General features: G+C 40.2%; 11 protein-coding genes. 5 read left to right on the top strand and 6 right to left on the bottom strand.

What is annotated here, in order from left to right:
- Nucleotides 1–6: 6 nt before the first annotated feature.
- Nucleotides 7–2,424 (bottom strand): bifunctional aspartate kinase/homoserine dehydrogenase I, encoded by a 2,418-nt coding sequence (gene thrA, locus E5N72_RS06225; RefSeq protein WP_135923682.1) that lies wholly within the window; start codon nucleotides 2,422–2,424, stop codon nucleotides 7–9.
- A 226-nt stretch (nucleotides 2,425–2,650) separates the two neighbouring features.
- A complete protein-coding gene (locus E5N72_RS06220) occupies nucleotides 2,651–3,025 on the bottom strand; it encodes a response regulator (protein WP_135923681.1) in 375 nt (124 codons plus the stop codon).
- Nucleotides 3,026–3,260: 235 nt separating this feature from the next.
- Here E5N72_RS06220 and E5N72_RS06215 point away from each other — a divergent pair, with 235 nt between their 5' ends.
- Nucleotides 3,261–5,024, top strand: a complete 1,764-nt coding sequence (locus E5N72_RS06215) for a HAMP domain-containing sensor histidine kinase (protein ID WP_135923680.1) — start codon at nucleotides 3,261–3,263, stop codon at nucleotides 5,022–5,024.
- A gap of 90 nt (nucleotides 5,025–5,114) precedes the next feature.
- Nucleotides 5,115–6,023 carry a recombination-associated protein RdgC gene (gene rdgC / locus E5N72_RS06210; protein WP_135923679.1) on the top strand — a complete coding sequence of 303 codons (909 nt, stop codon included), beginning with the start codon at nucleotides 5,115–5,117 and terminating at the stop codon, nucleotides 6,021–6,023.
- A 60-nt stretch (nucleotides 6,024–6,083) separates the two neighbouring features.
- Here rdgC and E5N72_RS06205 read toward each other — a convergent pair whose 3' ends face one another.
- On the bottom strand, nucleotides 6,084–6,926 hold the full coding sequence (locus E5N72_RS06205; RefSeq protein ID WP_135923678.1) for an HDOD domain-containing protein: 843 nt from the start codon (nucleotides 6,924–6,926) through the stop codon (nucleotides 6,084–6,086).
- A gap of 270 nt (nucleotides 6,927–7,196) precedes the next feature.
- Between E5N72_RS06205 and E5N72_RS06200 the strand changes: the two genes are divergently transcribed.
- On the top strand, nucleotides 7,197–8,888 hold the full coding sequence (locus E5N72_RS06200) for a Zn-dependent hydrolase (protein WP_135923677.1): 1,692 nt from the start codon (nucleotides 7,197–7,199) through the stop codon (nucleotides 8,886–8,888).
- A 75-nt stretch (nucleotides 8,889–8,963) separates the two neighbouring features.
- Here E5N72_RS06200 and E5N72_RS06195 read toward each other — a convergent pair whose 3' ends face one another.
- Both E5N72_RS06195 and E5N72_RS06190 read right to left on the bottom strand, forming a co-directional pair.
- Nucleotides 8,964–9,716 (bottom strand): transporter substrate-binding domain-containing protein, encoded by a 753-nt coding sequence (locus tag E5N72_RS06195; protein WP_135923676.1) that lies wholly within the window; start codon nucleotides 9,714–9,716, stop codon nucleotides 8,964–8,966.
- Nucleotides 9,717–9,779: 63 nt separating this feature from the next.
- The gene (locus E5N72_RS06190) at nucleotides 9,780–10,184 is read right to left on the bottom strand and encodes an HIT domain-containing protein (protein WP_135923675.1); all 405 of its coding nucleotides are present in this window, start codon (nucleotides 10,182–10,184) and stop codon (nucleotides 9,780–9,782) included.
- Between the two features lie 112 nt (nucleotides 10,185–10,296).
- Between E5N72_RS06190 and E5N72_RS06185 the strand changes: the two genes are divergently transcribed.
- Complete coding sequence (locus E5N72_RS06185) at nucleotides 10,297–12,522, top strand: S9 family peptidase (RefSeq protein ID WP_135923674.1); 2,226 nt, start codon at nucleotides 10,297–10,299, stop codon at nucleotides 12,520–12,522.
- Nucleotides 12,523–12,671: 149 nt separating this feature from the next.
- Nucleotides 12,672–14,306, top strand: a complete 1,635-nt coding sequence (locus E5N72_RS06180; RefSeq protein WP_135923673.1) for a methyl-accepting chemotaxis protein — start codon at nucleotides 12,672–12,674, stop codon at nucleotides 14,304–14,306.
- 84 nt (nucleotides 14,307–14,390) lie between these two features.
- Here the strand turns inward: E5N72_RS06180 and E5N72_RS06175 are convergent, their stop codons facing one another.
- Nucleotides 14,391–14,972, bottom strand: coding sequence for a hypothetical protein (locus tag E5N72_RS06175; protein WP_135923672.1), 582 nt, complete (start codon nucleotides 14,970–14,972; stop codon nucleotides 14,391–14,393).
- Nucleotides 14,973–15,016: the final 44 nt, after the last annotated feature.

The raw sequence follows: 15,016 nt of genomic DNA, 5'->3' as shown, positions 1-15,016 counted from the left end.
CTGCTCCTATCGTGTTAATGTTTTGAGGATGTCAGCAAATACACCTGCTGCTGTTACTTCAGCACCAGCACCATAGCCACGAATCACGAACGGACGTGGTTGATAGTATTGACTTAAAATTGCTAATGCATTTTCACCATCGCGAATATCATAAAGTGCGTGACTGCTATCGACAGCCTCAATACCGACTTTACAATGACCATTTTCAATTGTGCCTACATAACGTAGAACTTTACCTTCACTGGCTGCACTTTGAATGCGGTCGTTAAATTCAGCATCTAGACTAGGTAGCTTCGCCATAAACTCGTCAACAGAGTCGCCTTCTGCAAACCCTTTTGGCAATACAGACTCTACTTCGATATCGCTCAGTTCTAACTCAAGACCCGACTCACGAGCAATGATCAGAAGCTTGCGGGCTACATCTGTGCCCGATAAGTCATCACGCGGGTCTGGCTCAGTAAAACCACTTTCTTTCGCTTTTAATGTTGCTTCGCTAAGTGATAAACCATCCTGAAGCGCACCAAACATATACGATAATGAGCCCGATAGAATACCGCTGAACTTAATTAGTTCGTCACCTGCACCAAATAATGATTTGAGATTATCAAGTACCGGTAAGCCTGCACCTACGTTTGTTTCGTATAAAAACTTACGGTTATTCTTTTGTGTCGCTGCAACTAAATCTTGGTAGTACGCATACGAGCTAGTATTGGCTTTTTTGTTTGCCGCAACCACATGGAAACCTGCATTTAAGAAATCAACATATTGCGCAGCAAGTTTATCGGCTGAGCTGCAATCAACAATTACAGGATTAATAAGGTGGTTTTGTTTTACAAATTGCTCAACTAAATTAAGGTCGAAGCCTTGTTCAGAGGCTGCGAGTTTATCCTGCCAACCATCAAAAGCGATACCTTCACTGTCTAGGTATAACTGTTTTGAATTCGCAACACCGTATAAATTAAGCTTGATATTACGCTTTTCGAGCCACGCTTGTTGACGCTCTAATTGCTGGATAAGCTCTTGCCCAACTAAACCACAACCAAGTAAAAACACGTCGATTGATGGGATGTGAGTAAAGAAGTTCTCGTGACACACTTTTACTGCGTCGTTGCATAGCTCACCGTCAATCACTGCTGAAATAGCGCTTTCAGTTGAATCTTGTGCAATAGCTACAATATTCACTTGTGCTTGAGCTAATGAAGCAAAGAACTTGGCCGCTAAACCTTTGTGAGCACGCATGTTATCACCCACTAAAGTGACAATTGCAAGGTTACGTTGTACTTGTACAGGCTCGATTAAACCAGCTTGCGATTCTAATTCAAAGGCTGTTTGCAGTGCTTCAAGAGCTAACGATAAATCACTCTCATGCACACAAAAGCTGATACTAAATTCACACGAAGATTGAGTAATTAATACGATTGAGACATTGTCATGAGCCAAGGCATTAAATACTTTTGATGCCATCCCCACTTTACCCTTCATACCAGGCCCTGACACCGTCAACATAGCGAGGTTTTGTAAACTTGATAACGCTTTAACTGGCTCGTTAGATACACTGTCGTTACTGATCACAGAACCTTCGGCACGTGGGTTATGAGTATTTTTAATCTCGCACGGCACACCCGCTTTGGCACAAGGTAAAATCGTTTTCGGGTGCAATACTTTCGCACCAAAATAAGAAAGCTCCATCGCTTCTTTATAAGATAGCGAATCAACTTTAGAAGCTTTTTTAATATAACGCGGATCTGCGTTGTAAACACCATCAACGTCAGTCCAGATTTGGCATACATCAGCGTCTAAACACGCCGCAGCTATTGCAGCAGAATAATCAGAGCCATTACGACCAAGAGTAGTCAATTCACCTTGCTCATTCGCAGCAGTAAAGCCCGGCATAATATAAATAGTGCTTGGGGCAGCTTTTAACGCTTCTTGAAAACGTAATTTGCTTACATTAAGGTCAGCCTCTGCATCAATGTAGCCACCCACTGAAGCAATACATTCTGTTGCTTCTAAATAACGTGCATTGCTTTGTTTGAGCATACATTCCATTAGAGCAACACTAATACGCTCACCAAAGCTAATTACATAAGCGCGTACTTGATCTGGACAACATTTTAATAGCGCCACTCCATCAAGCTTATTTTTTAACTCACTTAAGTCTGGCCAGTTTGCTACTTGACCATAGTCTGCTTCTACCGCCGATTTTAGCTGCTCACAGCGATTGATTAAATTCTGCCACTGCTCACTAAAGTCTTGACCTTGTTCAGCTGTACTTGCCAATGCAACCAAAGAGTCTGTCATGCCACCCGGTGCAGATAGCACTAATAACATTTCATCTTTCAGTTCTTCTTTAACTAACTGAGCTACCTGTTGCAAACATGCGTAGTCGGCCAAGGACGACCCACCAAATTTTAATACTCGCATTATTTATGTTTCCTCATTCCATAAACGAAAAAGGCCTGTGTTCTAGTGAACACAGGCCTATAATTTTGTTGCACCGACCTATGCCACTATCCCGTAAGGATGATGGTTGTAATAATAATGGTCGTTGCGTGATTAAATGTTTTCATAGTCTGTAGACTGCCTTAAAAACAGCCAAGATGTCAACCCTTAAAAAAAGATAAATTATGCATTTAAATAATTTTAAAAGTTAACGAATACCAAATTTATGCAAAGTAGCTTTTAAGCGCACAATATCTATCGGTTTATCAATGAAGTCAATTGCACCTAACCTTACTACTCTTTGCTTCATTTCAGCTTGAATATCAGCCGAAATAACGATAACAAAGCATTCTATTTTTTCCGCCTTGATTGATTCGAGCACTTCGATTCCATCGATTTCTGGCATTGTTAAATCTAGGCACAGTAAGTCAAAACTTTGCTTTCTTAACAAGGCAAGCGCTTCTCGACCATTTGAGGCTTGTTGAATATCAGCACTGAGACAATCATCTAAACAGCGCACAACCTGTTTTCTGGCTATTGTAGAGTCATCACAGACCAGCACGGTAAAATTAAGATTATCCATGAAATAAAATCTTCGTTGTCACAATTACAACGTAAAAAAAGTCTAAAATTAAATACGGTACAAATTTATAACACACTTTTATTAGTGCAGTAAGGCTAAGTTTATTAAGAAATTAGTAACAATTAATAAACTTCCAGTAAAAAAGGATATATTTATTTATTTTTAAGCATTTATTAGCTAACTTTAGAACTAGCTGAATGTATTAATCATGTCACCAAGGAGCTATGGATATTCCATGCTACAAAAAAGCCTGTCAAAAGAGTTATTAACAAATGTACTATCGGTCTACTTTCTACTTACTTTTGTAGTGACATGTGGACAGGTTATTGCTGAATACGTTAACACCAAAGATTACATTCGCGATGAACTAACAACACTGCAAAAAACCTTTAGTCGCAGTTTAACCCGCGCTATTTGGGAACTTAATGATAAACAGACTATTACGACCGCTGAAGGTTTATTAGCAATCCCCATGATTGAAGGCATTATTGTTCGTGACGATAGTGGTGAAGTTCTTTCGCAACTTGGCCGTTCTTTAGATATACATGAACTTTACAGCCAACAGTTAGTGCAAGAAGAAGCCATTATTGAGGACACGCCTTCAGGTTTGTTCGGTTATACATTTCCACTGATTTTTGAGTTTTCAGGTAAAACGACTCAAGTTGGTGATGTCACATTGTTCTCAAGTCGAGAAGTCGTTTTTAGTCGAATCATGATTTCTATCTACTTCTTGATTGGTAATGCAATGATCAAAACCACCTTTTTGATCTTTTTATTCTTACTTGCCTTTAGAAAAAGACTCACAGAGCCTCTTTCACAATTTACAGAACAAATCGAAGATTTAGAGCTCAATGACTTAGAAGGTCGTCATATTGAAGTGAAAACCACCGAGCGTAATGAGCTCAAAGTAATGGAAGAGTCATTCAATCGCCTTATCGACAAAGTTGTACTTTATCGTGAAGAGCTCGAGCACACACAAAAAGAGTTATTAATCAGTAATGAAAAACTCGATCAACACAATTTGCAGTTAGAACAAGAAGTAGCTCGTAAAACGTCTAATTTGAGTCAAGCGATGATGGACTTACAAGAACAAAAATACGAGCTTGAAAAGCAAAAGCTTACGCTGACCGAAGAAATCGATTTACGTAAACAGACCGAACAAGAGCTGATCGCTAAACAAAACGAGCTGCAGCGTTACCTTGATGAACTCAACATGGCACAAGAGCGTTTAGTCGGTTCTGAGAAAATGGCTGCACTGGGTGGTCTAGTTGCTGGTATCACCCATGATGTAAACACGCCAATTGGCATTGGCGTGACTGCGACTTCATTTTTACAAGAGCGCCTTGATCAAATAGAGGCTGCTTATAAAGACAAAACACTCTCGCCAAAAGCGTTAGAAGAATTTATTAATGATGCCAAACAAAGCACCAGCCTATTGACGAGTAACTTAGATAGAGCCTCGGAACTGGTTGCGAGTTTTAAACAAATCGCAGTAGACCAAGCTAGTGAAGCTGTGCGCACTATCAATTTTAAAGAGTACTTAGGTGAAGTCATTCGCTCTCTTCACCCTAAACTTAAGAAAACATCCCATCATATCAATTTAGATTGCCCTAGCGATTTGACCTTAAATTTACCAGCCGGTGCGATTAGTCAGATCTTTACGAATTTGATTATGAACTCTCTGATCCATGGTTTTGAAGGCATCGAAAGTGGCGTGATTGACATAATCATCAAAGATGAAGACGACGAAGTAGTTATCGACTTTAAAGACAACGGTAATGGCGTTTCGAAAGATCAGCTCGAAAAACTGTTTGACCCGTTCTTTACCACTAAACGTGACCAAGGCGGGAGTGGCTTGGGCACGCATATTACCTTTAACCTCGTTAAGCAGACGCTCAGTGGCGATATTGAAGTATCAAGCGAAGTAGGCAAAGGCTTGCATTACCATATTAGTTTTCCGAAAAACATGCCAAAACCACTTTCAATGTTTAACTCATAAGCAATTAGAGCTAATGCCGAAATGATTCATTTCGGCATCAGTTTTTTATTGTTATGATTGGGCAAATTTATTGAAAGGATTAGCCTAATTATGTGGTTTAGTAACCTTATCTGTTACCGTTTTAAACAAGACGTTTCATACTCTCAAGAAGACTTCGACAAAGCCCTAGAGCAAGATCTATTCCGCTCATGTACAGGCCAAGAGCTTTCAACTTTCGGTTGGACAAAAGCGTTCGGTAAGCATGGTCAAACTCTGTCTCATTTCTCTCAAGACAGCATTTTAGTATGCGCTAAGCGTGAAGAAAAAGTTCTGCCAGCCGCTGTTATCAATGAAATGGTGGCAGAAAAAGTTGAGCAAATCGAAGCCGAAGAAAACCGCCCAGTAAAGAAAAAAGAAAAAGACGAACTAAAAGAAAATATTCTGCATACTTTACTGCCTCAAGCGTTCAAAAAGTCGAGCCTACAGTTTGCATTTATTGACCAAAAGAATGGCTGGGTTGTGGTTAACAGCGCAAGCTTTAATAAAGCAGAAGAGCTTTTAGCCTTATTACGTAAATCACTTGGCACACTGCCTGTGGTACCCGCATTTGCTAACTACGATTTAGATGTATTTTTAACTGACTGGTTAACTAATTTCAGTACCCCTGAGGGCTTTTCTATCGGTAACGATGCAGAGCTTGAAGAAGCCGATGACAGTGGCGCTCAGGTAAAATTAAAAGGCCATGACCTATCTTGTGATGAAGTTAAATCTCACCTAGAAAATGGTAAGCGCGTAACTAAGCTTGCTCTTGATTGGCAAGAGCGCGTTAAGTTCATGCTGCAAAACGATGGCTCTATTAAGCGCTTAAGCTATTCAGAAACATTAAAAGAAGAAAACGCCGACATTCCAAAAGAAGATATGGCGGTAAAACTTGATGCAGACTTTATCTTAGCATCAGAAGAAATTAAGCAGTTGCTAGAAGATCTGACCCAAGGCTTAGGTGACGCAGAAGATTTATAAAATTAACTCAGATAATGGTTAATATTAAAAGCGCGACTTGGTCGCGCTTTTTTGTTGTAGTTATTCAGTAAAAATTGCTTTTACTTCATTAAGCATGTCGTGATACTCATCTTCGTTGAACATATCAAGAGATTCAATCACGCCTTTGTCCATGTAGGTTTGTAATGCTGCTGACTTATCAGAAACCTGTAAGATCCCTTCTAATATCGCGCCAATACGAATGAAGTCGACATAACATATATGCTCTGGACGATAGTTTGGATTTGCCCAACTTTCAGCAACTTCGACAAACTCATCAGTAAAGCCCCAAGCACGCATAATTGCACCACCTACTTTACCGCCCAACTTTTGGATAGCATGAGCAAGGAAACTTGGGTTTGCGAATACTTCAGGATGCTTTTCAGCTTCAGTTAAAATTGGCAATACACCAATGTTATAAACTAGTGCCGCCAAAGTAATTGTGTCGCGATTAAGCGAGGTTTGCTTATTTCTGCGTAAGAAGAAGTCCATTAAAGTAATTGAGTGACACGCGACTTTAAGGGTTTTTTGCCACGCCTTATCCATATAGCCTTTGATCAACTCATTGTGCGACACAAACAGCTGCTCCATCGCCATTGCTGTGGCGATGTTTTTTATTTGTCGTAAGCCTATTCGTGTTACCGCTTGATGCAAATTGGTCACTTTTACTGAGCGCCCCATAAATGCACTATTAGCTACCTTTATCATTCGCGCAGATAATGCAGGGTCGTGTGAAATAACATCAGCCATGTCCATTAGGTTTACGTTTGGATTATCTGCAGCCTGCCTCACCTTCACTGCAACTTCAGGCAGTGTAGGTAGTACTAATGTATCGTTATTAATTCTATCGACCAATATGGTCAGTAATGCATTTTCTGTTGACATATGTGTGCCATCCTCTTGGGGTAGCTCACTTTACAGGTAAGCTACTGACTGACATTATTAAATTAATTATAGTTTTAGTATTGACTAACTTAGCGCTAAAGTTAAGAAAATCACAGCAATAATCTATTTTTTATTATTAGCTAATAATTTTAGGCTAAATACACCCCTAAATAGAGTAAACTTGTCAGGTACGCATCAGTTTTGCTTTAATGCGTGCACGTTTTGTTTTCTAAACAATCACTCTCACCAAAAAATCGGGAACGGGCAAAAATGACATTAAATAAAATTAGCCAAGCACTTATCTTATCTGGCGCTGTTTTTCTTGGCGCATGTTCTGAACAACCAGCAACATCATCAGAAGCGAAACCTACAACTGAGCAAAGTGCTAAAGAAAATAACCCGCAACTTATTAATATCGATCGCAATCGTTTAGATATTTACACTGACTTTACCCTTACATCAGATTTAAGCCATCTAAGCGACAACCAAAAACAAATGATCGGTAAGTTAATTGATGCATCAAAAATCATGGATGAGCTATTCTGGCGCCAAGCATTTGGCGAGAATAAAGATGCTTTCCTTGCGAAAATTAATGATCAGAAAATACAAAAATTTGCTGATATTAACTATGGTCCTTGGGATCGCTTAAATGGCGATGAAGTCTTTTTATCTGGCTATGAAGAAAAAGCAGCTGGCGCTGAGTTTTATCCTCGTGATATGAGCAAAGAAGAGCTAAACAAAGCAATTTTAGATGATAAAACAGGGCTTTACTCTGTCATTAAGCGTGACGAAAAAGGTTTACTTTATAGCGTTGCTTATTCAGTAGAATACGCACAAGAGCTTGAAAAAGCAGCCAACTTACTGCGCGAAGCAAGCCAGCTTGCTGATGATAAAGAATTTGCAAATTACTTAAGCATGCGTGCAGATGCGCTTGTGACTGATGACTTTAGAGCTTCTGATTTTGCATGGATGGATATGAAAAATAACCCAATCGATGTGGTTATTGGTCCGATTGAAACTTACGAAGATCAGCTATTCGGTTATCGTGCAGCCTATGAGTCGTATGTGCTTGTTAAAGATCTTGCCTGGAGTGAACGACTAGCTAAGTTTGCGGCGTTTCTACCTGAACTGCAAAAAGGCTTACCTGTTGACGACAAGTACAAACAAGAGGTCCCTGGCTCTGATGCAGATTTAAACGCGTATGATGTAGTTTACTATGCTGGTCACTCTAATGCAGGTAGTAAAACAATTGCTATCAACCTACCAAATGATGAGCAAGTTCAACTAGAAAAAGGCACCCGTCGTCTGCAACTTAAAAACGCTATGCGTGCTAAATTCGATAAAATCTTAGTGCCTATCTCTGAGCAGTTGATTGTCCCTGAACAACGTAAACACATTACCTTTGATGCGTTCTTTGCCAACACCATGTTCCATGAAGTAGCGCATGGTTTAGGTATCAAAAACACGATTACCGATAAAGGTACTGTTCGCCAATCATTGCAAGAGCATGCAAGCGCACTTGAAGAAGGTAAAGCTGATATCTTAGGTCTTTACATGGTTGAGCAATTACTTAAGAAAGGCGAAATCACTGACGGTACATTAGAAGATTACTACATCACCTTTATGGCAGGTATCTTCCGCTCTGTACGTTTTGGTGCATCAAGCGCACACGGTAAAGCGAACATGATCCGCTTTAACTTCTTTGCTGAAGAAGGTGCTTTCTCTAAAAATGCTGACGGCCTATACAGCGTTAACATGGAGAAAATGAGCCTTGCAATGGAAAAACTGTCTCGCTTAATTCTTACCATTCAAGGTGACGGTGATTATCAAAAAGTGGATCAATTAATCGCCACTCATGGTGAAATTAAAGCAGAACTTGCAAAAGACTTAGAAAAACTAAGTAAAGCAAATATTCCTGTTGATGTTACCTTTAAACAAGGTAAAGAAGTATTGGGTCTATAAGTTTATTGCAGGCGCTCGCTTGCAGTAATTAATAGCAAAACTCAAATAAAAAACGCTGCCATGATGCAGCGTTTTTTAATAATGAGCGACAAAGCTGAGTTCATACTTTTTGTTCAAACGAACAATATCCCCGTTGATCAACATTTTTTGAAACTCAGCATTAAAAGCATTAATAAATTCATCGAGTTCACGACGCTTACTAAAACCAAAATAGCCTTGATTGACTGTCACGATTGGCGATAGCATAACCACTTTATCTTTAATATTTAAACTATCTATAACAGGTTTCGAAGCACGAGGGTGAGTCAGGATAACATCGACCCTGTCATACATTAATTGCAAAAAGCTAGCCCTGACACTGGCGACCTCAGACAGCGACAAACTCGATGCATTGCGTTTAAACTCATCACCATAGTTCCAACCGCGAATAACCCCAATAGTATCTTTTCGTAAACTGGCAAAATTACCTACCCACGTAACCTCACTATCCGGTTTGGTGTAAAAAACTATCGGGTCTTCGTAAAATGGTAAAGCACTATAATGCATGTACTGTTCACGCAAATGGGATTTGTATGGGCCAATAATGGCATCAGCATGGCCTTGTTCAACCATCTTCAAGGCACGTTTCAACGGCATAATATCTATAACTAGCGTATGCCCCAGCCGACGACATATTTCGTGAGCAATATCAGCACCAAGGCCAATCACCTGGCCTTGTTCATTATGTTCTAAAATCGATGGAAAATGGCTGCCAACAAAATAATAACTTTTCGCAACGCTAGGTGCTGAACTCAAAGCAAAGAGCACGACAAAAATATACATTTTCATTACGAGGTGCTCTTATATTCTTTCATTTATTTATCCTAGTTCATCCTAGCTATTTTACATCAATTAGAAGTGTGCTTTTAGCTGTTTAATTTGCTCATCAGTATAAGGGATGGCTGGTAGCTTGCCCCACACAGGCGCAGGCCATGCTGGGTCAGATTTAAAGCGCGCGATATGGTGAATGTGTAATTGTGGCACCATGTTGCCAAGTGCAGCCACATTCAATTTATCTGGTGTGAATACCTGTTGAATCAACTTACTAAGCTTAGCTGACTCTTGTAAAAAAACGATTTGCAGCTCTTCTGATAGATCAATGATTTCTCTTAACCCTGCCTGCCTAGGAACTAAAATGAACCACGGATACTGGCTGTCATTCATCAATAACACTTTGCATAACGGCCAATCAGCAAGTTCGATACAGTCTCGTGCTAGTTCTGGGGCCAAAGAAAACAGCATATCGGCATTTTTCATCAATAAATCCTTTGATAATGGGTAAACATCTCCTACTTTATAGCATTTTGTTGCAGTTGCCTAAGCTTACCATTACCATCGTGGCAGTTTTTATTCGAGCGAAGGTACCCTTGTGCTAAAAAAAATTAAATCTCTCTCACTTGCTTTACCAGTGGTGGCAACAGCATTCAGTGTGACCGCTGAACCACTCACTCTTGAACGTATTTTTGACGATCCAAGCTTAGCAGGTAAAGCGCCTGTACAACTTAAATTCTCTCCAGATGGAAGTCGTGTCACTTACCTGCAAGGTAAAACCGATGATTACAATCGCTACGACTTATGGGAATACAACTTAAAAGATAACAAAAACCGCCTATTAGTTGACTCTGCTGCGCTATTTTCTGGTCCAGAAAACTTATCTGATGAAGAAAAAGCACGCCGTGAACGCCAGCGTATTTTTGGTAAAGGGATTTTAGAATATAAATGGTCAAAAGACGGTAAAGCGCTTTTATTCCCACTTAATGGCGACCTTTACTATTATGAGCTTGCTTCAGCTAAAAGCCGTAAATTAACCGACACAGAAGCATTCGAAACCGATGCACGATTCTCACCTAAAGGCCACTATGTGTCGTTTATTCGTGAGCAAAACCTATATGCACTTAACTTAAAAACGGGTCAAGAAATCCAATTAAGTAAAGATGGCGGCGGCGTAATTAAAAACGGCATGGCCGAGTTTGTTGCGCAAGAAGAAATGGGCCGTATGACTGGTTACTGGTGGTCTGGTGATGAGTCTAAAATCGCTAATACCCGTGTTGATGAAAGCCCAGTAAAAGAAGCGATCCGTAATGAAATTTACGCGGATGAAGTAAAGCTTTTTAACCAACGCTACCCGTTTACAGGTACCGACAACGTTAAAATTCAGTTAGGTGTTGTGAGCATTAACAACCAAAAAACTGACTGGGTTGATTTAGGCGACGATCAAGACATCTATATCGCTCGTGCAAAATGGTTAAAAGATAACAAAACGCTTTCTTACCAGTGGCAAGATCGTTCGCAACATAACTTAGAGTTACGTTTTTATAATAGCGACACTAAAAAGCAAACAGTTGCCCTAACAGAAACCAGTGATACTTGGATTAACCTGCACTTTGATTTGCAGTTCTTAAACGATAAAAAACATTTCGTTTGGGCATCTGAGCGCGACGGCTTTAAACACCTGTATTTGTATCGCACAAATGGTGAAATGATCCGTCAAATCACTCAAGGCGAATGGGTTGTTGATAGTTTAAAAGGTATCGACGAGAAAAAAGGCATTGTTTATTTTGCAGGTCGCAAAGATACAGCACTTGAGAGCCACCTTTACAGCGTACCGCTATTCAAAAAAGGTGAAATTAAGCGCGTAACTGAGCTAGGTGCTTACCATAATGTGGTAATTGCTAAAGATAACAAAACCTTTATCGATAACAGCTCATCAGTGAATAAGCCTGGCTCTGCAGCATTACGTAAAATTAATGGCGAATTTATCACTTGGCTTGAAGAAAACAAGTTAGATAAATCACACCCATTAACACCTTACCTAGCTGATTTGATCACTCCAGAGTACGGCACACTAACGGCTGAAGACGGACAAATCATGCATTACCGTTTATTCAAGCCAACTAATTACCAAGATGGTAAAAAGCACCCGGTTATTGTTAACGTGTATGGCGGTCCTCATGCCCAGCGCGTAACGAACAGCTGGCGTAGTAAAAACTTGTACTTCCAGTACATGGCACAACAAGGCTATGTTATTTTCCAACTTGATAACCGTGGCTCATACAACCGTGGTAAAAAGTTTGAAGACGTGATTTATAAGCACTTAGGTGTGGCTGAAGTGGCAGACCAAATTAAAGGTGTAGAGTTCTTACGTACCCTTGATTACGTTGACCCAGAGCGTATTGGTATTTATGGCCACAGCTACGGTGGTTACATGGCGCTTATGACTATGTTTAAAGCGGGCGACTACTTCAAAGCCGGTGTTTCTGGTGCGCCAGTAACTGATTGGGCACTTTACGACACTCACTACACTGAGCGTTATGTAGGTCACCCTGCAACCAACGCAAAAGGCTACGAAGCAAGTGCAGTTTTCCCATATGCTGAAGGCTTAAAAGGCCCACTGATGATTTACCACGGGATGGCAGATGATAACGTGTTATTCACTCACGCCACTAAGTTATTCAAACAACTGCAAGATCAAGAAAAGCAGTTCGAAATGATGACTTACCCGGGTTCAAAACACAGTTTACGTGGCAAGAGCGTACAAACGCACTTACACCAAACTATCACCAGTTTCTTCAACCGACACTTTAACGTTGAGTAATCACGTTTTATTTCGGTAACTTAGACTAAAGGCTGATTGTTAAATCAGCCTTTTTTTTGTCTCAATGTATTCTACTATTTAACTAGATTTTCGACCTATTTTGGCTACGCTTAATACATTGCTCTTATGAGCATGACGAAGGAACACACATGAATTTACGCCGTTTTACAATTTTTCAGCGCCTCGCCATGTTAGTGAGTGTGGTCGTGATAGGGCTGATATTTTTAAGCGTCTCGAGTTTAACGCAGCAATACAGCTCGCTAAAACATGAGCAATACATTAAAACCCAAAACCTTGTTGAATCTGCTTACTCTATCATTGAGCATAACTATGCGTTGTTTGAGCAAGGTAAGCTGAGTGAGCAACAAGCAAAACAAGCAGCCCTCGAAACAATTTCAGCACTTCGTTACGACAACAACAATTACTTTTGGATCAACGATTATCAACCCGTTATGGTCATGCACCCGTTTAAGCCCGAATTAAATGGTAAATCGCTAGCGGGCAGTAAAGATCCAGATGGCGTGTTGTTATTTGTCGATATGGTTAATATCGTCAAAAAACAAGGTGAAGGTTTTATTCCTTATAAGTGGCCAAAGCCAGGTAAAGACGAGCCGGTTGATAAAATTGCCTACGTAAAAGGCTTTGATAAATGGCAATGGATTGTTGGTTCTGGTGTCTACATCGATACCATTGAAGAGGCATTCTCTTCGCTACGTAACCATGTGATTATTACCGCAGTGGTGATCATTGCCCTACTGGTTGCGCTAAGCTACCTAATTGCCAATAGCATCTTGCGCCCGACACAACTTGCCGCCGACATGATGAAAGACATCTCGCAAGGTGAAGGCGACTTAACCCAAAAGCTTGATGAAAATGGCAATGATGAAGTGTCTCGTTTATCGCGCTACTTTAATTTGTACACCGCAAAAATGCGTGAGTCACTGAAACATGTTGCCCACAATGCCGAGCAAGTAAATCAGTTTGCCCATAGTGTTGATGATGCCAGTAAAACAAATCACTCTTTTATTGAGCTACAAAACGACAGCTCGACTCAGGTAGCAACCGCAATGGAACAAATGACTCATCAAATTCACGATGTCAGTCAAAATGCCGATCAAGCTGAGCATGCCGCTAATGAAGCCGCACAAAATGCCGAAGCGGGCAAGCAGGTTCTTAACAAGACCATTACCGCCATTGAGACACTGTCGCATAATATTGAACAAGTGAGTAAGGTAACGGCGGATCTTGCTGCAGAGAGTAACAACATTGGCTCAGTACTTGATGTTATCCGCAGCATTGCTGAGCAGACCAACTTACTGGCACTCAATGCTGCCATTGAAGCAGCTCGTGCTGGTGAACAAGGGCGAGGCTTTGCCGTAGTAGCTGACGAAGTACGTACATTAGCAAGTCGTACAGGTAAAAGTACCGACGAAATTCAAGCCATGATCAGTAAATTACAAGCAGGCGCACAAGCTGCTGTTGATGCTGTATCAGCAAGCCAACAGTTATCAACCGAAACAGTTTCACAGGCAGGTGAAGCAAATAGCTCACTGAGTGAGATTGAGCGACTTGTTACTATTATCAAAGATATGAACAGCCAAATCGCCCGCGCTACTGAGCAACAAACCAGCGCCGCAGATGAGGTTAATTTACGGATTAATGAGCTTTCACAATCAACCGAGCAATCACTGTCGAATACCGAAGGACTTTCGAACGCCAGTGAAAACTTAAAGCAAAGCTCACAAGCGTTAAGTGATGTCGTAAACCGCTTCAAGCTCGACTAACGCCACAAAAAAGCCCCGTACAGCTGTGCGGGGCTTTTACAATGAATTAGCTTGCTGCTAATTGAATAAATAGTAGTACCTTAATTAAAAGGCCCTTATAGGATTAGGCTTATATTTATCATGCTCATTTAGAATTTCGTATGGCACATTCAACCGCTCTGAAATCATTTGCACATCACGTTCAATACTCGAATAGTTGCTATGATCCATTAACACATACCCTTTATTTTGTTTACTATAAAACCCAAACTGAAGCGCAGTATAAGACGAACCACTACCACCTGGGCAATAATGAGAAATAACAAAAAACTGGCTAATATCTTCAATACGCACAAGCTCTTTACCATCCTCTTTGTAATAGCCAGAGTTAAAATCAAACTCTTTTTTCACTCGTGATGATTTAAAAATTAAAAAAACTAAAAAACCAAAAACAAAACAAACAAAAAAACAAACAATTAGTAAATAATAACTACCGAGAACTAATGTCACATAAGAAAACATTAAAAAAATCAAAACAAGCGGAACATAAAAGAAATAAGGAAATACACTACCTAGAAAAGTTTTCTTTACATGAACTTTATTATTACCAGCAATCAAATAAGCTGTTTTATGATTAGCTCCGCCACCATTTGTGAAAGTTAACACCTCCTCACCCTCTTTGAACATAGAGCCTCCTAAAATTGTGTTGCATTTAACTTGTTATAAAATTC

It is taken from the genome of Pseudoalteromonas sp. MEBiC 03607 (assembly GCF_004792295.1).
GTDB classification, from domain to species: domain Bacteria; phylum Pseudomonadota; class Gammaproteobacteria; order Enterobacterales; family Alteromonadaceae; genus Pseudoalteromonas; species Pseudoalteromonas lipolytica_C.
The sequence above is the reverse complement of the archived record's forward strand: the minus strand, read 5'-3'. Positions and strand labels throughout refer to the sequence as shown.

Excerpts from the sequence above, each read along its gene's own strand:
- E5N72_RS06220 (WP_135923681.1), bottom strand. The coding sequence starts at position 3,025 with ATGGATAATCTTAATTTTACCGTGCTGGTCTGTGATGACTCTACAATA.
- rdgC (WP_135923679.1), top strand. The coding sequence starts at position 5,115 with ATGTGGTTTAGTAACCTTATCTGTTACCGTTTTAAACAAGACGTTTCA.
- E5N72_RS06215 (WP_135923680.1), top strand. The coding sequence starts at position 3,261 with ATGCTACAAAAAAGCCTGTCAAAAGAGTTATTAACAAATGTACTATCG.
- E5N72_RS06205 (WP_135923678.1), bottom strand. The coding sequence starts at position 6,926 with ATGTCAACAGAAAATGCATTACTGACCATATTGGTCGATAGAATTAAT.
- thrA (WP_135923682.1), bottom strand. The coding sequence starts at position 2,424 with ATGCGAGTATTAAAATTTGGTGGGTCGTCCTTGGCCGACTACGCATGT.
- E5N72_RS06175 (WP_135923672.1), bottom strand. The coding sequence starts at position 14,972 with ATGTTCAAAGAGGGTGAGGAGGTGTTAACTTTCACAAATGGTGGCGGA.
- E5N72_RS06180 (WP_135923673.1), top strand. The coding sequence starts at position 12,672 with ATGAATTTACGCCGTTTTACAATTTTTCAGCGCCTCGCCATGTTAGTG.
- E5N72_RS06190 (WP_135923675.1), bottom strand. The coding sequence starts at position 10,184 with ATGAAAAATGCCGATATGCTGTTTTCTTTGGCCCCAGAACTAGCACGA.
- E5N72_RS06195 (WP_135923676.1), bottom strand. The coding sequence starts at position 9,716 with ATGAAAATGTATATTTTTGTCGTGCTCTTTGCTTTGAGTTCAGCACCT.
- E5N72_RS06200 (WP_135923677.1), top strand. The coding sequence starts at position 7,197 with ATGACATTAAATAAAATTAGCCAAGCACTTATCTTATCTGGCGCTGTT.